This window comes from Pseudomonas sp. DR208 (assembly GCF_019823005.1).
Classification (GTDB): domain Bacteria; phylum Pseudomonadota; class Gammaproteobacteria; order Pseudomonadales; family Pseudomonadaceae; genus Aquipseudomonas; species Aquipseudomonas extremorientalis.
Genome location: NZ_CP081944.1, coordinates 1,839,807 through 1,861,205, shown reverse-complemented (window position 1 = coordinate 1,861,205; position 21,399 = coordinate 1,839,807). Strand labels below are relative to the sequence as shown.

Annotated in this window: 12 protein-coding genes and 4 pseudogenes; 12 read left to right on the top strand and 4 right to left on the bottom strand. The window is 57.0% G+C overall.

All coding sequences use genetic code 11. The features are described from left to right. Positions 1 to 42: 42 nt before the first annotated feature. Positions 43 to 984, top strand: a complete 942-nt coding sequence (locus tag K5K89_RS08180) for a YgfZ/GcvT domain-containing protein (protein ID WP_092247204.1) — start codon at positions 43 to 45, stop codon at positions 982 to 984. 37 nt (positions 985 to 1,021) lie between these two features. Continuing rightward, positions 1,022 to 1,843: an HDOD domain-containing protein gene (locus tag K5K89_RS08175; RefSeq protein ID WP_071488930.1), complete on the top strand. Its 822-nt coding sequence runs from the start codon at positions 1,022 to 1,024 to the stop codon at positions 1,841 to 1,843. On the opposite strand, the gene K5K89_RS08170 is transcribed toward K5K89_RS08175, so the two are convergent. Then, positions 1,844 to 3,229, bottom strand: a complete 1,386-nt coding sequence (locus tag K5K89_RS08170; RefSeq protein WP_071488929.1) for a sensor histidine kinase — start codon at positions 3,227 to 3,229, stop codon at positions 1,844 to 1,846. It abuts the gene before it with no gap. After that, positions 3,222 to 3,893: a response regulator gene (locus K5K89_RS08165; RefSeq protein WP_010212220.1), complete on the bottom strand. Its 672-nt coding sequence runs from the start codon at positions 3,891 to 3,893 to the stop codon at positions 3,222 to 3,224. The genes K5K89_RS08170 and K5K89_RS08165 overlap by 8 nt, the downstream gene beginning before the upstream one ends. A gap of 235 nt (positions 3,894 to 4,128) precedes the next feature. On the opposite strand from K5K89_RS08165, the gene K5K89_RS08160 reads away from it, so the two are divergent. From K5K89_RS08160 to K5K89_RS08135, 6 genes are all read left to right on the top strand, one after another. Next, entirely contained in the window at positions 4,129 to 5,421 is a 1,293-nt protein-coding gene (locus K5K89_RS08160) for an OprD family porin (RefSeq protein WP_071488928.1), read from the top strand. Between the two features lie 39 nt (positions 5,422 to 5,460). Then, positions 5,461 to 6,450 (top strand): Bug family tripartite tricarboxylate transporter substrate binding protein, encoded by a 990-nt coding sequence (locus K5K89_RS08155; protein ID WP_162276416.1) that lies wholly within the window; start codon positions 5,461 to 5,463, stop codon positions 6,448 to 6,450. Positions 6,451 to 6,509: 59 nt separating this feature from the next. Continuing rightward, positions 6,510 to 6,968: a tripartite tricarboxylate transporter TctB family protein gene (locus tag K5K89_RS08150; RefSeq protein ID WP_071488927.1), complete on the top strand. Its 459-nt coding sequence runs from the start codon at positions 6,510 to 6,512 to the stop codon at positions 6,966 to 6,968. Between the two features lies 1 nt (position 6,969). After that, a complete protein-coding gene (locus K5K89_RS08145; protein WP_058425153.1) occupies positions 6,970 to 8,484 on the top strand; it encodes a tripartite tricarboxylate transporter permease in 1,515 nt (504 codons plus the stop codon). Then, the gene (locus K5K89_RS08140; RefSeq protein ID WP_222541182.1) at positions 8,477 to 9,505 is read left to right on the top strand and encodes an AbrB family transcriptional regulator; all 1,029 of its coding nucleotides are present in this window, start codon (positions 8,477 to 8,479) and stop codon (positions 9,503 to 9,505) included. The genes K5K89_RS08145 and K5K89_RS08140 overlap by 8 nt, the downstream gene beginning before the upstream one ends. Positions 9,506 to 9,674: 169 nt before the next feature. Beyond that, on the top strand, positions 9,675 to 12,803 hold the full coding sequence (locus K5K89_RS08135; protein WP_222541181.1) for a hypothetical protein: 3,129 nt from the start codon (positions 9,675 to 9,677) through the stop codon (positions 12,801 to 12,803). A gap of 147 nt (positions 12,804 to 12,950) precedes the next feature. Here the strand turns inward: K5K89_RS08135 and K5K89_RS08130 are convergent. After that, a pseudogene (locus K5K89_RS08130) lies at positions 12,951 to 13,361 on the bottom strand (autotransporter outer membrane beta-barrel domain-containing protein); the annotation flags it as partial. Position 13,362: 1 nt separating this feature from the next. Here K5K89_RS08130 and K5K89_RS08125 point away from each other — a divergent pair. Together K5K89_RS08125 and K5K89_RS08120 are read left to right on the top strand one after the other, a co-directional pair. Continuing rightward, positions 13,363 to 13,503: pseudogene (locus tag K5K89_RS08125) on the top strand (AbrB family transcriptional regulator); the annotation flags it as partial. A gap of 156 nt (positions 13,504 to 13,659) precedes the next feature. Further along, positions 13,660 to 17,166 carry a YncE family protein gene (locus tag K5K89_RS08120; protein WP_222541179.1) on the top strand — a complete coding sequence of 1,169 codons (3,507 nt, stop codon included), beginning with the start codon at positions 13,660 to 13,662 and terminating at the stop codon, positions 17,164 to 17,166. A gap of 67 nt (positions 17,167 to 17,233) precedes the next feature. Here the strand turns inward: K5K89_RS08120 and K5K89_RS08115 are convergent. Further along, positions 17,234 to 17,644 (bottom strand): annotated as a pseudogene (locus tag K5K89_RS08115) (autotransporter outer membrane beta-barrel domain-containing protein); the annotation flags it as partial. 1 nt (position 17,645) lies between these two features. On the opposite strand from K5K89_RS08115, the pseudogene K5K89_RS08110 reads away from it, so the two are divergent. Together K5K89_RS08110 and K5K89_RS08105 are read left to right on the top strand one after the other, a co-directional pair. Further along, positions 17,646 to 17,786: pseudogene (locus K5K89_RS08110) on the top strand (AbrB family transcriptional regulator); the annotation flags it as partial. A 163-nt stretch (positions 17,787 to 17,949) separates the two neighbouring features. After that, complete coding sequence (locus K5K89_RS08105) at positions 17,950 to 21,267, top strand: hypothetical protein (RefSeq protein ID WP_222541177.1); 3,318 nt, start codon at positions 17,950 to 17,952, stop codon at positions 21,265 to 21,267. Positions 21,268 to 21,399: the final 132 nt, after the last annotated feature.

Sequence of the window (21,399 nt, the reverse complement as noted above, 5' to 3'; positions counted from 1 at the left end):
CCTCTATGATGCACCCATGACTTTTTTGACCTGCGATGACCCATGGCTGACTCTGCTTTCTTCTGCCCCCTGTCCCACGAAGGCGTTCTCGCCGTCCGCGGTTCCGACGCTGCCAAATTCCTTCAGGGCCAACTGACCTGCAACCTCAATTACCTGAGCGACACCCAGGCCAGCCTCGGCGCGCGCTGCACGCAAAAAGGGCGCATGCAGTCGAGCTTCCGCATCCTGCTGCAAGGTGACGGCGTGTTGCTGGCCATGGCCAGCGAGCTGCTGGAGCCGCAACTGGCTGACCTGAAAAAATACGCCGTGTTTTCCAAGTCCAAACTCACCGATGAAAGCGCCGCCTGGGTGCGCTTCGGTCTGATGAATGCCGACCCGGCCCTGACGGGGCTTGGCCTTGAGCTGCCTGCCGAGACCGACAGCGTCGTGCGCAACGATACATTGATCGCCATCCGCGTCTCCCCTGGCCGCGCTGAACTTTGGGTACCTGCCGAGCAAGGCGACGCCGTACGCAGTCAATTGGCTGCAACCCTTGAACAAACCGATCTGAATGAATGGCTGCTGGGCCAGATCCGCGCCGGCATCGGCCAGGTCATGCCCCAGACCCGCGAACTGTTCATTCCACAGATGCTCAACCTGCAGGCCGTGGGCGGCGTCAGCTTCAAGAAAGGCTGCTACACCGGCCAGGAAATCGTCGCGCGCATGCAGTACCTGGGCAAACTCAAACGTCGCCTGTACCGCCTGAGTCTCGATACGTCTGAAATGCCCGCGCCAGGCACTCCGCTGTTTTCTCCCAGCCATAACAGCTCGATCGGCGAAGTGGTGATCGCCGCAAAAGCTGACCAGACCGTTGAACTTCTGGCCGTATTGCAAGCCGAAGCTGCCGATAGTGAAGATGTGCACCTGGGCGCGCTGGAGGGTCCCCGCTTGCAACTGCTCGACCTGCCTTACACGCTCGACCGCGATCGAGAGATCCAGCGCTGATCGCCGTACCTTTGTTGCAACACCCTAGAGAGCATGAATGAACAAGCTGGCGGAAAAAGTCCAACAGGCTTTGGTGAGGGCCATCGATAACGATGACCTGGTTCTGCCGACATTGCCGGAAGTGGCCCTGAATATTCGTCAGGCCGCCGAAGACCCGGAGATCAGCATCAGCCACTTGAGCAAAGTAATCGGTCGCGACACCGCACTGTCGGCACGCCTGATCAAAGTGGTCAACAGCCCGTTGTTGCGCGCGACCCAGGAAGTCACCGACCTGCACACCGCCATCACCCGGCTGGGTACCAACTACAGCAGCAACCTGGCGATCGGCCTGGTCATGGAGCAGATCTTCCACGCGCGCTCCGACGTGGTCGAACAAAAGATGCGTGATGTGTGGCGCCGCAGCCTTGAGGTCGCGGGTGTGAGTTATGCCCTGTGTCGCAGCCATTCCCAACTCAAGCCGGACCAGGCGGCCCTTGGCGGCCTGGTGCACCAGATCGGTGTGCTGCCGATCCTGACGTACGCCGAAGACCACTATGAGCTGCTCGCCGACCCGGTCAGCCTCAACCACGTCATCGAGAGCATCCACCCGCTGCTGGGCGACAAACTGCTGGGCGTCTGGGACTTTCCGGAAATGCTGGCGAAACTGCCGGGCCAATACCTGGACCTGGAGCGCGATTCAGCCCGCCTCGACTACATCGACCTGGTACAGGTCGCCGTGCTGTATTGCCATCGCGGCACCGATCATCCATTGGCAAACGTTGCGGTCTCCACCTTGCCGGCGATCAAGAAACTACGGGTCGACCCTTATAGCGACGCCTTGCGCGCCGAGCTGGATGAAGCGCGCTCGATGTTCTATTGATCAACCCGCGATAAAACTCACGCGCACCTTCAAGCCGGCGTGCTCGCCATCGTGCAGGCTGATCTGCGCCAGGTGTGCCCGGCAGATTTCGCCGACGATCGCCAGCCCCAGGCCTGAGCCCATGCCCTGCTGGCTGCGCCGGTAAAAACGCTCGAACACCCGGTCCCGTTCATCCAGCGGGATGCCCGGCCCATCATCTTCCACTTCCAGCACCGCCGGCGCCGTCACCCGCAGGATCACATTGCCGCCCGGTGGCGTGTGGGCCAGGGCGTTGTCCACCAGGTTGCTCAACAACTCGTTCAACAGGGTAGGCTCGCCGCGCAGCCACACCGGCTCGTCGGCTTCCAGCGCCAATGCCACACCGCGTGCATGGGCCAGCGGTGCCATGGCCATGCCCAACTCACGGGCCAGTTGGCTGAGGTCGAGCAACTGCGCGCCGCCTTCGGCAATGGCACGCGCCCCATTTTCGATGCGCGCCAGGGACAACAGTTGATTGGCCAGGTGGGTCAGGCGGTCAGTGCCCTGGGCGGCGGCTTCGAGGGTGCTGCGCCAGGTGGCGGGGTCCTCGGCGCGCAAGCCCAGTTCCAGCCGGGCCTTGAGGGCTGCCAGTGGCGTGCGCAGTTCATGGGCCGCATCGGCAATGAACTGCGCCTGGCGTTCGAACTGGCCGCGCAGGCGTTCGGTGAAATGGTTGAGGGAACGCACCAATGGGCCGAACTCATGCTGCACTTCCACCAGGGGCAACGGCCGCAGGTCGTCAGGCTGACGCTCCTCCACTGCCGTACGCAGGCGCTCGAGCGGCCGCAACGCCGCACTCACGGCAAACCACACCAGCAACAGTGCGCCGACGGCGAGCATGCCCAGGCGCAGCAGGGTATCGGCCATGAGGCTGCGGGCCATGCTCACGCGCGCTTCATCGGTCTCGGCAACGCGGATTTCGGCCATGCCGTTCATGTTCGGTTCGGAAACGGCCTTGAGCAGGCTCACGACGCGTACCTGCTGGCCCTGGTAGATGGCGTCGTAGAAGCGCGCCAATGCCGGATAGTCATCGGTGCGTGGCGTACCCGGCGGCGGGCCGGGAAGGTTTTCGTAGCCGGAGATCAGCTTCTGGTCGATGTCGTTGACCTGGTAGTAAATGCGCCCGGCACTGTCATAGGCGAAGGTGTCCAGGGCCACGTAGGGCACGTTGGCGCTCAGGGTGCCATCCACCTGGGTCAGGCCGGCGGCGATGGTGCGCGCCGAGGCCAGCAGCGTGCGGTCGTAGGCGGTATCGGCGGCCTCGCGACCGTTCCAGTAGGCGCTCATGCCACTGGCCAGCATCAACAGCACCAGCAACAGCGCCAGGTTCCACAGCAAGCGCCAGCGCAGGCTGCTGGGCTTATGCATCGCGGGCTTCCAACAGGTAACCGAGGCCACGGAACGTCACGATGGCGATGGGCTGGCCATCGAGTTTCTTGCGCAGGCGATGCACATAGATTTCGATGGCATCGGGGCTGGCCTCCTCGTCCAGGCCGAACACCTGGGAAGCCAGTTGCTCCTTGCTCATCACCCGGCCCGGGCGGGCAATCAGCGCTTCGAGTACGGCTTGCTCGCGGGAAGTGAGTGTCATCAGTTCACCCCCTACGGTAAAGCGCCGGGTGTCGAGGTCGTACACCAGCACGCCGCAGGCCTGCTGACGCTCCCCGCCCAGCACGCTACGCCGCAGCAGCGCCTTGACCCGCGCTTCCAACTCCGTAAGTTCGAACGGTTTGGCGAGGTAGTCGTCCGCCCCAAGATTGAGGCCGTGCACGCGGTCTTTCACATCACTGCGTGCCGTCAGCATCAGTACCGGCAGATTTTTCCCACGGGCACGCAGACGTGCGAGCACCTCGAAACCATCCATGCGCGGCAGCCCCACATCGAGGATCGCCGCCGCGTACTCCTCGCTGCTCAGGGCCAGGTCCGCCGCCACGCCATCGTGCAGCACGTCAACGGTCAGACCCGTGCTCTTGAGCGCTTGCGCGACACTTTCGGCGAGTTGCAGGTGGTCTTCAACCAGCAGGACACGCATGGATTGCTACCTCATTCAGGGGTGGTCGGCGCCACGCTTTGGCGGGCAGTTTACAGGCGCCGACCGGCCTGTGAAGCCCGAAAACATTGAAAGCCGACTGAAAGGTTAGTGAAAGCTTCGCCCTTTAGCATCCAGTCACGGTGGTCTATGCCCGCCGAGCTGCCTTAACCGCAGCGCCCGAAAAACGCCTCGAAGCGTTTTCGCCAAAATAAGAACAATAACGGAGTACACAACGATGCTGTCGACACAGCCCCAGGCCCCCTCGCCTGTTCGTTTTTCTCGCCTGACCCAGACCGCCCTCGCCAGTGCTGCTACCCTTGCCGGCTTTTCGCCGCTTAGCCAGGCTGCCTTCTTCGAAGACAGTAGCGCGACCCTGGAAACCCGCAACATGTACTTCAACCGCGACTTCCGCGACGGCACCAGCGCCCAGCAATCCAAGCGCGACGAATGGGCCCAGGGCTTCATGCTCAACCTGCAATCGGGCTACACCGACGGCACCGTCGGCTTCGGCGTGGATGCGCTGGGCATGCTCGGGGTCAAGCTCGACTCCAGCCCCGACCGCACCGGCACCGGCCTGCTGCCTACCCATGATGATGGCCGCGCCGCCAATGAATACTCCAAGCTGGGCCTGACCGGCAAAGTGAAGATCTCGGCCACCGAGCTGAAGATCGGCTCACTGATACCCGAGCTGCCGATCCTCAAGCCCAATGACGGGCGCATCCTGCCGCAGACCTTCAACGGTGGCCTGATCACCTCCAAGGAATTCAAGAACCTGGTGTTCACCGGCGGGCGCCTGGACAAAGCCAAGGACCGCGACGACACCAACTACGAAGACATCGCCCTCAACAACAAGAACAGCCGCTTCGTCAGCGGCGCCACCGGCAAGCATTTCAATTTTGGCGGGGCCGACTACAAGTTCGCCGACAAGATCACCGGCAGCTACCACTTCGCCCAACTCGACGATGTGTACCGCCAGCACTTCCTCGGCCTGGTGGCTTCGCGCCCGATGGGTCCCGGTACGTTCGGCACCGACCTGCGTTTGGCCATCAGCGATGACACTGGCGCCGCTCGTGGCGGCAAGATCGACAATACCTCCCTCAACGGCCTGTTCAGCTATGCCCTCAACGGCCACAAGCTCAGCGCCGGTTACCAGCACATGTCCGGTGACAGCGCCTTCCCCTATGTGGATGGCAGCGACCCGTACCTGGTCAACTTCGTGCAGATCAACGACTTTGCCGGCGCCCAAGAGCGTTCCTGGCAGGCGCGCTACGACTACGACTTCGCCAAGCTGGGCATTCCCGGCCTGAGCTTCATGAGCCGTTACCTCTCAGGTGACAACATCAAGCTCAAGAACGGCGAGACCGGCAAGGAGTGGGAGCGCAACACCGAGATCAAGTATGTGGTGCAAGCCGGCACGTTCAAGGACGTGGCCGTGCGCCTGCGCAACGCCACATACCGCTCCAACTACTCGGCCCGTGATGCGGACGAAGTGCGTCTGCTGGTCAGCTACAGCGTTGCACTTTGGTAAGTAGTGCCTGGTAAGCCATTCATAACAACAACGACGGAGATAACCATGACCCTATCACTGCGTAAACTGGCCCTCGCCGCCGGCTGCATGCTGTTCGCCGGCCAACTGCTGGCCGCTGACGAACCCAAGCGCCCAGAGTGCATCGCCCCGGCCTCGCCGGGCGGCGGTTTTGACCTGACCTGCAAACTGGCGCAAAGCGCGCTGGTCAACGAGAAGCTGCTGAGCAAGCCGATGCGCGTGACCTACATGCCAGGCGGCGTCGGCGCGGTGGCCTACAACGCCGTGGTCGCCCAGCGTCCTGCGGACGGCGGCACGCTAGTGGCCTGGTCCAGCGGTTCGCTGTTGAACCTGGCCCAGGGCAAGTTCGGTCGCTTCGATGAAAGCGCCGTGCGTTGGCTGGCGGCGGTCGGCACCAGCTACGGGGCTATCGCGGTGAAAGCCGATTCGCCCTACAAGACCCTCGACGATCTGGTCAAAGCCTTGAAGAAAGATCCGGGCAGCGTGGTAATCGGTTCCGGTGGCACCGTCGGCAGCCAGGACTGGATGCAAACCGCGCTGATCGCCAAGGCCGCCGGGATCAACCCGCGCGAACTGCGTTATGTCGCCCTTGAAGGCGGCGGTGAAATTGCCACCGCCCTGCTCGGCGGCCATATCCAGGTGGGCAGTACCGACATTTCCGACTCCATGCCGCACATCCTGAGCGGCGATATGCGCCTGCTGGCGGTGTTCTCCGAACAGCGTCTGGACGAGCCGGAAATGAAGAACATTCCGACCGCCAAAGAGCAAGGCTACGACATCGTCTGGCCAGTGGTGCGTGGCTTCTACCTCGGGCCAAAAGTCAGCGATGCCGACTACGCATGGTGGAAAGACGCCTTCGACAAACTGCTGGCCTCCGAGGAGTTCGCCAAGCTGCGTGACCAGCGTGAGCTGTTCCCGTTCGCCATGACCGGCCCGGAACTGGACACTTACGTGAAGAAACAGGTGGCTGACTACAAAGTGCTGGCCAAAGAGTTCGGCCTGATCCAGTAATCGCCCCTCTTTTGTGTGGCCACGCCCTTTAGCCAAGCGGCGTGGCCCAGGAGTTCCACATGCTCTTACAACGCATTTTCGCCGCCGCGCTGCTGCTGGCCTGCGCCGGCCTCGCGCTGATGGCCTGGCCGTACCAGGCGTCGTTTTCCTACGAGCCGGTGGGGCCGCGCGCCTACCCGCTGCTGATGCTCGGGCTGATGAGCCTGGCACTGATCTACATGCTGTTTCGTCCACAGCCGACCAAACACACCGAAGAAGAACCCGCGCTGGACCGCGAAACCCTGATCAAGATCGGCGTGTGCGTCGCGCTGTTGATCGTGTTCGCCGGCACCTTCGAACCCCTGGGCTTCATCCTCAGCAGCATGCTGATTGGCATTCCCATGGCGCGCTTGTACGGTGGTCGTTGGTTGCCCAGCGTGGTGATCGTCACGTTGATGGCCATCGGCTTGTACCTGCTGTTCGACAAAGCCATGGATGTACCGCTGCCCCTCGGCCTGCTCGACGTTCTGGAGAACTGACATGGATACTTTCGGCTACCTGGGCCAGGGCTTCGGCGTTGCACTGTCCCCTTACAACCTGGTGACCGCGTTGTGCGGCACCTTGATCGGCACCGTAGTCGGCCTGCTGCCGGGCCTGGGCCCGATCAACGGCGTGGCGTTGTTGATCCCCATTGCCTTCGCCCTGGGCCTGCCGCCGGAATCGGCGCTGATCCTGCTGGCAGCCGTGTACCTGGGCTGCGAATACGGTGGGCGCATCAGCTCGATCCTGCTGAACATACCGGGCGAAGCGTCCACCGTAATGACCACTCTCGACGGCTACCCCATGGCCCGCAAAGGCCTCGCCGGTGTGGCGCTGTCGCTGTCGGCCTGGAGTTCGTTCATCGGCGCGTTTATCGCCACCTGCGGCATGGTGCTGTTTGCGCCGTTGCTGGCCAAATGGGCGATTGCCTTCGGCCCGGCGGAATATTTCGTACTGATGGTGTTCGCAATTGTCTGTCTCGGCGGCATGGCTGGCGACAAACCGCTGAAGACGTTTGTAGCAGCACTGATCGGCCTGTTCCTGTCGGCGGTCGGCATCGACGCCAACAGCGGTGTGTATCGCTTCACCGGCGACAACATCCACCTTACCGACGGCATCCAGTTCGTCGTGCTGGTGCTGGGTCTGTTCTCCATCAGCGAGATTCTGTTGCTGCTGGAAAAAACCCACCGTGGCCAGGAAGCAGTCAAAGCCACTGGCCGCATGATGTTCAACCTGAAGGAAGCGGGCGCGGTGTTCGTGGTGAATATCCGTTGCGGCCTGCTCGGTTTCATCATGGGCGTACTGCCCGGTGCCGGTGCCACGTTGGCGTCGGCCGTTGCCTACATGACCGAAAAACGCCTGGCCGGTGCCAGCGGTAAATTCGGCCAGGGCGACATGCGCGGCCTCGCCGCTCCGGAAACCGCCATCGGCGCGTCCGCCTGCGGCGCCCTGGTGCCGATGCTGACCCTCGGCGTCCCCGGTTCGGGCACCACCGCGGTGATGATCGGCGCACTGTCGCTGTACAACATCACCCCGGGCCCGCTGCTGTTCCAACAGCAACCGGACATCGTCTGGGGCCTGATCGCCTCGTTGTTCATCGCCAACATCATGCTGGTGATCCTCAATATCCCGATGATCCGCATCTTCACGCGCATCCTCGCCGTGCCGAACTGGGCGCTGGTACCGGTGATCGCAATCATCACCGCCATCGGGGTATACGCGGTGCACGCCACCACCTTCGACCTGTTCCTGATGGTGGGTATCGGCATCTTCGGCTACATCCTGCGCAAGCTCGACTTCCCGCTGTCACCGGTGCTGCTGGGCTTTATCCTTGGCGGCCTGATGGAGCAGAACCTGCGCCGTGCGCTGTCGATCTCCAACGGTGCGCTGGAGATCCTGTGGTCGAGCCCGATCACCTTTGGTGTGTGGGTACTGACCGCGCTGATGCTGGCTTTCCCGTTGCTGCGCATCTACCGCAAACGTGCCCTGCAGCGTCGTGCCGTGGCCGATGTCTGAGGTCACCTTCAGACATTGGTGGGGCACACCGCTGGTCGGCCTGGCCGGCGGTTTCCTGGCCAGCCTGGTCGGCTGGCCTTTGCCGTACATGGTCGGTTCGCTGCTGGCGATCATCCTGGTGCGCTGCCTCACGCCGTGGCAGCTGGCGGAGATTCCCGGCGGGCGCAAATGCGGCCAATGGGTGGTGGGCATCGGCATCGGCCTGCACTTCACCCCGGTGGTGATCGAACAGGTGACGAGCCACTTCGGCCTGATCTTCTTCGGTGCGCTGGTCACCAGTCTGTCGAGCGTGGTGGGCGTCTGGTTGATGCGCCGTAGCGGTGAAGACCGCGCCACGGCGTTCTTCTCGAGCATGCCCGGCGGTTCCGGTGAGATGGTCAACCTCGGCGCGCGTAATGGTGCGGTGCTCAGCCGTGTTGCGGCGGGGCAGAGTCTGCGGGTGCTGATGGTGGTGTTGTGTGTGCCGGCGATTTTCAAGTACTTGCTGGAAGGCGGTACACCGCAGTTTCATCCGGCGCCGGTGAGCTGGCCTTGGCTGCTGGCGCTGTTTCCGCTTGGTGCGTTGGTTGCCTGGGGCTGGCAGCGCTTGCGCCAGCCCAACCCTTGGTTGTTCGGGCCATTGCTGGTGAGTGCGACGGCCAGCGTGGTCTGGGACCTGCATATCGGCCTGCCCGATGGCGGCAGCCAGATTGGCCAGTGGTTGATCGGCAGTGGCCTGGGTTGCCACTTCAACCGACAGTTCTTTCGTCGGGCGCCGTCGTTCATGGGGCGTACCTTGATCGGCACGGCGTTGACCATGGCATTGGCGACGTTGGCGGCGGTGGGTCTGAGTGCACTGACCCAGCTGGACCTGCGTTCATTGACCCTGGGCATGATGCCCGGTGGCATTGCCGAGATGAGCCTTACCGCTGAGACCCTGCAACTGTCGGTGCCGTTGGTGACGGCGATGCAGGTGATGCGGTTGTTGTTTGTGTTGTTTTTGGCGGAACCGTTGTTCAGGCACTGGAACCGGCAACCGTAATCCACCTGTTTCAAGTGGCCCGTCCTGGGCCGCTTCCGCTGGTCGGCACTGTCATTTCTCACAGCTAGCCTCCAATCCCATCCGGCGTTACACCTCTTTGCAGCTACCGCCTTATCTGTACCAAGGCCGTAGAGATCGTATTTCTTACTATCGGCAAAGGTCTTCGATCATGAAAAACAGCAACGAGCACCCAGCTCCCAAGTCACTGCAGGCCAACGCACTCGCCCCCGACACCGCAGTACCCGTCACCTTGAATCCCCGCTTTATGGTCCCACGACAAGAAGGAAACCGACCCAGAACGCCCGATGACTTCAACTCGGTCCCTTTCGCCAATTTGCCGCTCTACATCCCAAACATCAACACGCCCCACGTCGGCTTCGATGGCGCAATCAATAAGGCAGCAGTAGAGGTCCACAAGGAGAAAGGCCTGCTGCTGCTGTTGCTGCCTTATCTGGACATGGATGAATTCGACTTGCTGAGATTGTTTTTCAAGGACCCTGACAACCCCGTCGCCACTTACACCGTTTCTCAAGACGACATCGACAACGACCGCCTACTCCCTATGTATGTACCACCCGGCCGACTCGTTGATGGACCTGCCAACCCGGTGTTCATAGAAGTCACCCGGGCTGGAGGCGGTACTGCAGAGACTCAGCGGCTGAACCTGATAATTGACACGGCACTTCCCGCCGGCATTAATCCAGTCGCCAGTACCTTGCAGAATGAAAACCTGCACAAGCCAATATTCCCCCAAGATCTCATTGATTTTGGCGTAGGCCAGGACGATATCGGTACGCCCATACCCGTCACGATCAAATACTACCCCGTCAACACTTCGCAGCCTGCCACCACCTACCGTAAGGTTCGTGACCGTATTCGCCTGAGCATCGGTGGCAAGATTGTTGAGCACAGGGTCACGGAAGGAGAAGCGGCCGGCACTGCTGATATCGTCATCATGGTCAATACGAGCGTATGGACAGCCATCGGCACCGGCTCCCATGTGTGTGAGTACGAGGTGGTCGATGAAGCGGGCAACCATTCCGATGGTTGGTCACCCGCGCAAATCCTTGACGTGCAACTGGACGACGGTTCCGAGCCGCTGCTGCCTATCGCTTTTATCCAGGAAGCGCCGGACAACATCCTGAACCATGACACTTTGATTGGCGATGCACATGCGTTCATTTTCATCAACGGTAACGGCTATCAGCCAGGCGACATCATCAGGGTCATTGTCAATGGCCGTACAGTCGATGGCGAACCTCTTATCACGACCTGCGACTCCCCTCCCCTGACCTCCACCACTGCGTTTTACATCACCGTTGCGGTGCCCAATGCAGATGTCAAAGCGTTGATCGGCGGACGCTTCCAACTGCGCTACAAACGAATCCGCAGCGGTGTGCCGGATCGCAACTCGCGCAGCAATATAATCGACGTGATCGGCACAGAGCTGCCTGTAGGCTTACAGCCGCCTTACTTTATCGAGGCTATCGACAAGGTTCTCAACCCTCAGGAGCTGTTTTTCAACGGCATATTCCCGGGTTACGCCGGCCAGAATTACTTCGACCTGGTGACGCTTATCCTCCTCGGCAACTATGCCAATGGAAACTCCTTTTACCGTGAATATGACAATATTGCCGGAGATGGAGACGTGCTTTTTTTCATCCCCAACGGCCCCAACGGCGATATCGCCAAACTCGAAGGTGGCACGCTGGAGATCTATTGCCTGGTCGAAAACGAACATGGGCTGCGTCCGTCCCAGAGTACGTTGTACAACGTCGGCCAACCTATGGCGTCCTTGCGTGAACCCCATGTACTGGAGGCTCCTGAGCCGGGCTATCAGTTTGATCCAGCGGTATCACTGGGCAATGCCAACGTACGCGTTCTGCCAGATACAGACATCAAGGACGGGGATACTGTCAAGCTCTATGCTCTGGGCAATGCATCGGGCGGCACGCCAATAGTACCGCCTTTCCCGATCACCAGCTTTTGGGAAGGACGCACACTGCCGTTCACGCTGCCCCGCGCAAACGTCATACGCAATACGGCGATGCGTATCTACTACACCCGTGAGCGGTTGAATGCGCAGACACGGTATTCGCATCAGGTTGATATGAAGATTGGCAGTGCGCCGGATTTGAGGGTTCCAAACATCTTGGAAAGCACCCTACTTACGCCCTCCACTGCCACGATGAATCCACTGAACGTATTGAACCCACCGGTGATGACGTTGCGGGTTACTTATACACCGATGCTCAATAATGATTGGATCAAACCGCGGTTTCTAGGCAAGGCTGGATTGGGTAGTCCAGAAATCGCCGGAAAACAGGGAAATGCCAGCCTAGGCTATGTTGACTTCCAGCTTCCCAATACCGCCGCCGCTGCCAACTTGGGCCTCCAGGTAAAGGTGGACTATCAGATAACGCAGAATACTAATATTTACTCGTCCGAAATACTTTACCTAACGGTTGAACCACTTCCCGAGTCGTCCACGAAGTTGGTAATAGTACCAGAGGCCGTCGAAAAAATGATCGACACGCTTCTCAATAACAGCGTAAATATTATCAACTATCCGTTCATGAAAAGTGGGCAAGCGGTGTGGGTCAAGTCGGATGGTAGTTCGGACCGCACACTACGTAACGGAACAGCCGTAAGTCCTGAAGAGTTCAATGCCAAGCAAATCAACACGCCTATCCCCAGTGAATACTTACTGTCACTTACGGACGGATCAGCACTCAAAATTGACGTTTGGGTTTCATTGGATGGCACAAACAATTTCGCGACCGCCTACAAGCTAGCATCCTCGCCAGAATACATCGTAATAAATAAAACATTAACAACATTTACGGAAAATTTTACCGGAAGGCCAATCACCGTTATTACCCCGGGAAGCAAATACACCATCCCAGGCGTTATGGAAATATTCCATAAAGGCGGAACTATAAACAGTCGAATTTCAGACACTGAGGGCAACATAGTCCCTGGGATGTCCGAAGGGATGGTTTACTGGACGTCTTCTTCCTATGACGGCGTGCCGGCCTTGAGTCTTCAGCAAATTACGCCCGCCGTAGCTGTCAGACGTGTAAAATTTGCATGTTGCTATCAATACGAACTGTGCCAGATTAGTTTTTTCACCATCACCGGAAAACTACTGCACACAATAGAATACCCGAAAGTAACCACGGGTGGGGAGCGTCATCATACTGTTGAATTTCAAACTCACTTTGCAGAAAAAATCCATCACATTGACATCAAAGCTTACGACAACGTTCTGCTAGATTTCTTCGTATTTGGAATCTAACGTTTTCAGGCATTAAAAACTGTAAAATCAAGCAAGACGTGCCCGACAACATCAACCTAAATAACGAAAATGCCCTGTCTCTCACGAGACTGGGCGTTTTCAGTTTGAAGCGACGGACACTAGCAGTTTTTACCACTGGCCAGACAATTAGAAATCATACCGCACCCCCACATTCCCCCCCCACGGCTGATCAACACTCTTGCCCATGCTGCGCTCTACATCGGCGTGAACCTTCCAGTTCTTCGACACGGCCATGGCCAGACCAGCTGCCATTTCAACCCGGGTACCCGACAGATCGTTGTTGAAGCTGTTGCCGTTCACCGACACCTTGTTGCTCTGGTTGAACTCATGGGCAACTGCAGTGCGCAAGTACGGCTGCAACACACTGCCACCGTCCAACTGAATATCACGCCCAACCGTTAGACCGGCCTTACCCACCACTGAAGCGGTACGCGCGCCCTTGGCTTGCAAACCGTTATCCAGCTCGTAGCTCTGGCGCTGGATGATCGCCGTGGCCAACTGGCCGTAAGGTTCCACGAAGAAGCCGTCGTCCAGCTTGGGTGGCATTGCCGAGATGAGTCTCACGACCGAGCCCCTGCAACTGTCGGTGCCGTTGGTGACGGCGATGCAGGTGATGCGGTTATTGTTTGTGCTGTTTCTGGCGGAGCCGTTGTTCAGGCACTGGAACCGGCAACCGTAATCCACCTGTTTCAAGTGGCCCGTCCTGGGCCGCTACCGCTGGTCGGCACTGTCATTTCTCACAGCTTGTCGCCGCACTGCCCTTGGCTTTGAATGAAATCCGAACTCCCCGCATGCGCGATGAGCCAGCGTTCTATTTCAATCAGGGATCACGATCATGACAACCGTTACCGGTACACCAATCACAACCAACTTCGGCACTCCCAAAACGCAGGATGAAGAGGTCTACGAATTCGACCTCAGCAAACCCGAGCATGTACCCCGTGTCGCGTTCGAAGATTTATCATTAAATATACCCGGCATCAGGCAGCCCTATATTGGGTACGATGGCGGGATCAATAAAGCAGCGAAAAATCTCAACCCTGAAAAAGGTCTCTTGTGTATTCTGAATCCATACTTGGATATGAAAGAAAATGATTTCGTCGAGCTGTTCTTCGGAAGCGCTATTGAGCCAGCTGCCTTTACAACTGTTTCTGATACCCAAGCTTCGGGGTTATCGATTTCCCTGTATGTGTCACTCGCATGGCTTGAATACGGTCCCGTTTTTCCCTGTTTTTTCAGGGTCACGCGCGCTGGCGGAGGCGACGCGGAGACGAAAAAATTCAGGTTCTTTGTTGACGATTTTGCACCTGCCGGGCCCAACCCAGACGATGCAACTCATCACGACTATATAACTGCACCGCAATTGGAGAAACACATCATCGAAAATGGCGTGCAGCCAGAAGATGCTCAGATGGGTGTCAAGATACAAATCCCCAAGTACCCAAACAGACCAGGTTTGAATCCGCTTTATAATTGGGCTGCACGAGATACAATCTGGCTGACACTCAACGGCCATGTGATTAAGCACGTAGTAACAGAAGGCGAAGCGGCAGGTACGGACCCAATCACCATCACCGTCTACAACGCCATATGGAACACAGTCGGCTACGGTGATGTAATCATTCAATTTTATGCGATAGACGAAGCTGGGAATAAAACAGTTGCCCCCTCTCCGCTGACAATTGTCGAGTCTTTTGTCGGCAACCCTCATCCTCTTTTAGCTGCACCTTTCATTGCTGAAGTTGACGATGAGGGGAAGTTAGATGTTCGCCTACTGGAGGGTAAAGATGCGACCATCGTTATTAATGTCCCTGGCAACGGCTACCTAAGATTTGATGAAATACAAGTATTTGCAGTAGGGTATACCGCCGCAGGAACCCTTGTCGAAAAGCAATATACCGGCACCGTCAACTCAGTCTTCGTTAACGTGCATATCCCCGTGCCTTTCGAAGATGTAGAAACGCTGGTCGGCGGCAGCCTGCGTATTCGCTTTGAACGGATACGCGCAGGCGTCACACCTAATCGTCGTTCGAGAGTCAATGTATATGAAGTGATTGGCAACTCGATCCCGGTCGAGCTTCCTCCCGCGATAATTCTTCAGGCACCAGACGGCGTTATACCGGTAGACGCTGCATCGATTACCGTCTGGATCAATCACTATCCAGGACAAGACCCGTTCGACGCGGTGATGTTGATTTTAATTGGAACCTACGCTAATGGAGCCGGTTACTATCGAGAAGTAGGGCCGCGACCCGCCGGAACAGGCAACATTATCTTCAACATCACAAACGGTCCCAACGGAGACATTGCCGGTCTTGAAGGAGGCACACTGGACGTTCATTACTCAGTCACGAATGAAGCCGGAACTCGTCCGTCTCAAGTTGCCAACTTTGATGTAGGCGAACTTGTCCCTTCATTGCCTATTGTTGATATTGACGAGGCCCCGCCACCAGATTTTGTATTTAATCCATCCGTGAGCCTTTTTGGTGCAACCGTCCTTGTCAATCGCAACACGGCTTTCACTCAAGGCAGTACCGTTACATTGCATTTTGAAGGTTCCGCACCGGGTGGTAGTACCACTAAACCTTTCCCCATTACCTCCACCTGGGTGGGGAGAAACCTATACTTCGATGTCGAACGTGCTTTCGTGGTAGCCAACCTCGACAAGTCAGTCAGGATTTATTACACATTGACCAAGGCAAATGAACGTACGCGTATTTCCCACGCCGTGGATATGCGAGTTGGGGCGCCGCTGAATCTTCCTGTGCCGGAAATATTGGAGGCCACTGTCGTAGTGCCTGGAAAAAGTGCCACGATGAATCCTGCTCATGTTTTAAATCCACCCATATTTACGTATCGCGTGCGTTATCCCATGCTCAACGGCGACCGGATTCAACCCTATTTTACAGGCAAGCCAGGTTTGGGAACGCCGACTATTACGCCGAAGCATGGAAACGCGGCAGCTGGTTTTGTTGACTTTCAAATAGGCAATGCAGCGGCCGCCGCTAACTTGGAAACACACGTCACCGTACAATACATGGTAACTCGGGGAGGTGCGACGAGAGCGTCAGACCCATTGGACCTGGAAATACAAGCACTCCCTAACTCCGCCGCGAATGTGGTGAGCATTCCCCAAGCTTCAGGAGGTCAAGTCGACGCCAATACTGCCAACACGGTACAAGTGCTCGAATACCCCTTTATGCAGCGAGGTCAGCCCGTTTGGATATCTTTTGAGCATGATGATGGAACACCGGATTATGTGGTGCGTGACGGCGACCCGGTAACGCTCACAGAGTACAACTCCAGAAAAATCGTCACCTCTATCCCCAACGACTACCTGAAATCACGCCCAAATGGGAGCCTCCTTCGCATTAAAACACAGGTCTCAATGGATGGACTCAATAGCCAAAACTCTACCGTGCGCTTGTATGCACCACCCTACAGTATTAAAAGACAGGCGGGGATTGTTGCTCACATTGATGTAGGTGCAACCCCTAGGAGATTGGTACTCAGCCCAGATGGAAGCAGGGTCTACGTGACCAACCATAATTCTCACACCATCTCGGTAATCTCAACAGCCTCCCACAAGGTAATTCACACCATCACTGGATTAAACAGGCCCTATGCAATCACTGTAAGTCCAGATGGCGGAAGATTGTACGTGAGCAACTTAGGTTCACAACGTGTAACAGTCATCAACACGACCAACTATGCCTTCATCAATCAGATACCGGGGTTTGCCGCACCCTATTCTATTCTATTGAACAAAGATGGCTCACGCCTATATGTTTCCTGTAATGCTTCACACGCTGTGTATACCCATGACGCGCTCGATGGCAGGCGCCTACATACGTTATCAGGGTATACCAACGCTGCCGGGCTGGCTTTCAACCCAAGCCAAACCCGACTTTATGCCGGCACCAGAAACACACTTTTTGTTATTGACCCACGGTCCAATGTCGCTGTAGCATCAATTTCAGGATTCAATTACCCTCGAGACATGGCTTATAGTCCGCACAACACCAGCACAAACCCTACGCTGTACGTGGCTAATAGCAGCGGCGCGAGTGTTCATATAATTAATGCGGGCTCCAATACCAGGCGCAGTATCCTTCCCGCTTTTTCCAATCCATTCGGCATCGTCATGCACCCTACCCAGCCACTCGCCTATGTTACCGACTACAATAATAATACGGTAAAAATAATAGATACCATTCAGGAAAGGGTGATCGATGCCATCTCGGGGTTCAATGGTCCCTACGGAGTGGCTATCAGCAATGACGGTTCCACCCTTTATGTGATCAATGGCGCGGGTGGCACAGTAACGGTTGTAAACCCCTGAGTTTTAATCACCCAGAAACAAAATGCCCCTTGCGTTTCAGCCCGGGGCATTTTTCATTTATGCGCTCTCAAAAGTCATACCGCACCCCCACATTCACCCCCCACGGCTGATCAACACTCTTGCCCATGCTGCGCTCTACATCGGCGTGAACCTTCCAGTTCTTCGACACGGCCATGGCCAGACCAGTTGCCATTTCAACCCGGGTACCCGACAAATCGTTGTTGAAGCTGTTGCCGTTCACCGACACCTTGTTGCTCTGGTTGAACTCATGGGCAACTGCAGTGCGCAAGTACGGCTGCAACACACTGCCACCGTCCAACTGAATATCACGCCCAACCGTTAGACCGGCCTTACCCACCACTGAAGCGGTACGCGCGCCCTTGGCTTGCAAACCGTTATCCAGCTCGTAGCTCTGGCGCTGGATGATCGCCGTGGCCAACTGGCCGTAAGGTTCCACGAAGAAGCCGTCGTCCAGCTTGGGTGGCATTGCCGAGATGAGTCTCACGGCCGAGACCCTGCAACTGTCGGTGCCGTTGGTGACGGCGATGCAGGTGATGCGGCTGTTGTTTGTGTTGTTTCTGGCGGAGCCGTTGTTTAAGCACTGGAATCGTAAGCCGTAACCCTTCTGTTTCACGTGGCCCGTCCTGGGCCACTACCGTTAGTCGGCACTGTCATTTCTCACAGCTGGTCGGCCAACACATATCAGATGTTGAATCGAGCCTGCGACTGTCGACACTCCATGTGTTTCTGGTCGCGTCGATTCTATCTAACAGGATGCCGATCATGACCCACGACCAAAACCCTGAAACCAGTAATGATGACGAATCCAGTGTTCCAGCCTTGACTGCAAGCTCTCGCAACGCAGCGAGAAACCAACTCGCCACAGCCCGTAGTCAAGTGGCGGGCGGGCTGCCACCTAACCTTTATCGACGCGAAGGCTTCACGTCTCCACCGCCCGCCGGGGCGATCTTGAATGACAAGGCTTTCATCAATACGCCCTTCAGCGTGCTGCCTTTATACCTCCCCACACTCTGGAACCCTGTCCCGGGCCACGACGGTGGGCTCAATGCTGCAGCCTTGATAGTCAACCAATTTGGTGTGATCTGCATCGTAAACGCATACCTGGACCAAAAAGAGCTCGATTTCATCAGCCTCACGGTCAACGGGACACAAGTCGCGTTCCACACCGTTACTGACGATGAAGCCACCAATGGCAAGCCGATTGTCCTGTTCATCAACAGCAGTCGCTTTATCGACCAGGCAAACAATACGATACAGGCCTTTGTAACGCCGGACGGTGGCAACACCGTGCCGTCCAAGCTCTTTAATATTTTCGTTGATCGCCAACTACCGGTCAGCCCATTTCCTACCTTCGGCAAGCCCTACAACGAAAACATGGCAGTGTTGAAGTTTACCGACCCGTTGATCGAAAATTTTGGTCTCGTTACTCAGGCTCAGATGCAGCTCGGTACCGAGGTAGAAATCGACAACTACCCGCTGGACAGGTCATTGCCGCAAGTTCACTGGCGCAAGGAACATGATGTCATCACGGTGAGTATCGGCGGAGTAACGGTCAGCCATACGGTCACTGCTTTTGAAGCAGCAGGCACTGCCCCCATCAGATTCACCATCTATTTCGGAACCTGGAAACTGGTGCCCGACGGCGTTCGTTTGGTTGAGTGGAATGTGCTGGACAAGGTCGGCAACCCCTCCCCCGGGGCTTCACCGCCTCGGCTGATACAAGTGGACTCCGGTGCTTCGACCGAGCCGCTGCTGAAAGCGTTATTTGCATCCGAATCCGATTACGACCCAGTACGCGATCTGGACTTTATCGACACGCGACATCTTGTAGTCGATACGCCGCTGGAACTGCTGATCCGCAACCAAGGCTACCTCCTCGGCGATACGGTGATCATTACGGTTAGAGGGCTTGCCGCAGATGGCACCACCTCCGAAAAGATCATCGAGTATCCAGTCACCGCGATCACACCGATCCGTGTGTACATTCCCTTGGCGCTGGATTTTCTCTTACTGCTATCGGGCGGCCTGATTCTGATCACCTACAAACGGGTTCGACCAGGCGTCGCTGATCGCCCGTCAGAAGGTGTGTTGTACGCTATCGATGGGGAACCCGTTGAGGACGGTCTCAAAGCTCCGATAGTGTTGGACCTCAACGAGGGTGCCTTACCAGCTGATACCAACCCGGTGAGAATTGTGGTTCAGCGTTACTTCGGCCAGTTACCGAATGACCGCGTTGACCTCATCGTGACGGGCCTGACGGCTGATGGAAGACAGGTGTACGCGACGTTTACAGACATGGCCGGCACTGGCGATCTGACGTTCCTCTTGGACAACCCCTTCTTCGCCGCACTGAACGGTGGCTACTTCGTTGCGTACTACGAGATCAATGGCGCTGCCCAGCGACCCGCATCGAAGTCGGTCACTGTACCGGTCGGTAATGCACAAGCGATACTGCCGCCGCCGTGGACATTGCAGGCAACACCTCCCGACCTCACGTTTGACCCCGCCATCAGCCTGGCAAACCTGAATGTTCGCATCAACCCCCACCCGGTGATTGTCGAAGGAGCCCAGGTACGGTTACTCGGTATAGGCAGTCAGCCAGGCGGCAGCTTTAAAAGCATCTGGTTCAACGTAGACATTAACTGGGAGGATTCAGTCCTGCCGTTTACCATCCCAAGACCGAACGTACTCGCCAACCTGAACAGTACAATGAGGTTGTTTTACGAAGTCATTCCCGCACCAGGCGCCGCTACTCTGTTTTCACAAGACCTGGTCATCAATGTCGGCATGGCGTTGAAGCTCCCTACGCCACCCAAGGTGCTGGAGGCGACGGTCATTTCGCCTACCGAAGCCGAACTGAACCCACTGCATGTACGGCCGCCGTCGCCCATCATCGTCACCATCCAGGTGCCTGCTACCGACTTGTTACCCACCGATGATGTAACTGTTCATATTGTGGGTATGCCTGGCCTGGGCGAACCCGTCATCCCGTCCAAACCTGGTGTGCCTGACGCAGGTGTGGATTACATTTCTTTCCCCATCCTGAGTGATTTCGTGGCCGCTTACCTGGGGAGTTTCTGCCAGGTGTTTTTCACGGTTATGCGCAATGGCAACCCTGTTTCGTCAGCCATCCTGACGCTCAGGGTCACGGCATTACCATCTAGTACGCTGGACATCGTTTCAGTACCTGAGGCGAATGGCACTTCAATTAACGTGAACACCGCCAACAACGTGAAAATCGACCCATGGCCATTCTTCAAGGCGGGACAACCGGTGTTCATTGAACTGGAACACACAGCCGGTGACCGGACGTTGCGTGACGGCCTGGTTGTCACCCCATCCGAGTTCACAGCGGGCCGTACTCTGGACCTGATCCCAGGCGATTACCTCAAGACAAAACCCAATGGCAGCTCCCTGATTGTTAGGGCCAAGGTTGTCTTGAATGGGACTGGCCTTGAGAGCGAAGCGATAGCATTGAATCCTAGGACCTACACGCTGAGTTCGGTCCCTGCATTGACCATTCCCGCTGATACGAGGGTAGTAGATCTCGCTGGGTGGCTATTGGTTCGTTTCAACCAGTATGGCAGCACAGAACGTGCCTATCTTCCATCAACTCGTACAGCCAGCGGTGGAAAACCGCCCTACAAGTACCGGAGCAGCGCTCCTTTAATCATTGGAGTGAATGAATCAACGGGAGTTGTCGACATACTCAACCCTGGGACGGTCACAATCACGGTGACGGACAGTTCAACGCCTGCGCAAACTGCCAGCTATCAGATTCGGGTAGCGGGCTCATATTCGAGGCTTACTTATATAGGAGGGGGAAGTTGGTACAATGCCAAAGTAGGTGAAGCTCAATATGGCAGGCTCCCCACACTCGCGGAGTTTGCATCCATCAGAAACAGATTTGGCAATAATTTTCCCTCTCCCCCATTCTATGGAGGCGAGGTGTGGAGCGGACAAGAAACAGAGTTTTCAGGCAACTTTTACATCGCAAATCCGCAGACGGGTCTTGGCATACCTCCGTACTATGCAAGTACGTGGGGTGACGGTTTGAGACTCTCGTACTACATCTCTTAGTAACGGTTGATATAAAACGCTCAAACAACGTCAATCGGCCGCTCAAGAACTACTGGTTCACATCAACACTGCGCAAAAAAGATGCCCCGTATCTCACGACACGGGGCATCTTTTTTTCAATGATAAGCTATT

What these genes read in the sequence shown, in the direction of transcription:
- K5K89_RS08175 (WP_071488930.1), top strand. Translation starts at nt 1,022, where the DNA reads ATGAACAAGCTGGCGGAAAAAGTCCAACAGGCTTTGGTGAGGGCCATC.
- K5K89_RS08165 (WP_010212220.1), bottom strand. Translation starts at nt 3,893, where the DNA reads ATGCGTGTCCTGCTGGTTGAAGACCACCTGCAACTCGCCGAAAGTGTC.
- K5K89_RS08105 (WP_222541177.1), top strand. Translation starts at nt 17,950, where the DNA reads ATGACCCACGACCAAAACCCTGAAACCAGTAATGATGACGAATCCAGT.
- K5K89_RS08180 (WP_092247204.1), top strand. Translation starts at nt 43, where the DNA reads ATGGCTGACTCTGCTTTCTTCTGCCCCCTGTCCCACGAAGGCGTTCTC.
- K5K89_RS08160 (WP_071488928.1), top strand. Translation starts at nt 4,129, where the DNA reads ATGCTGTCGACACAGCCCCAGGCCCCCTCGCCTGTTCGTTTTTCTCGC.
- K5K89_RS08150 (WP_071488927.1), top strand. Translation starts at nt 6,510, where the DNA reads ATGCTCTTACAACGCATTTTCGCCGCCGCGCTGCTGCTGGCCTGCGCC.
- K5K89_RS08135 (WP_222541181.1), top strand. Translation starts at nt 9,675, where the DNA reads ATGAAAAACAGCAACGAGCACCCAGCTCCCAAGTCACTGCAGGCCAAC.
- K5K89_RS08120 (WP_222541179.1), top strand. Translation starts at nt 13,660, where the DNA reads ATGACAACCGTTACCGGTACACCAATCACAACCAACTTCGGCACTCCC.
- K5K89_RS08170 (WP_071488929.1), bottom strand. Translation starts at nt 3,229, where the DNA reads ATGCATAAGCCCAGCAGCCTGCGCTGGCGCTTGCTGTGGAACCTGGCG.
- K5K89_RS08140 (WP_222541182.1), top strand. Translation starts at nt 8,477, where the DNA reads ATGTCTGAGGTCACCTTCAGACATTGGTGGGGCACACCGCTGGTCGGC.
- K5K89_RS08145 (WP_058425153.1), top strand. Translation starts at nt 6,970, where the DNA reads ATGGATACTTTCGGCTACCTGGGCCAGGGCTTCGGCGTTGCACTGTCC.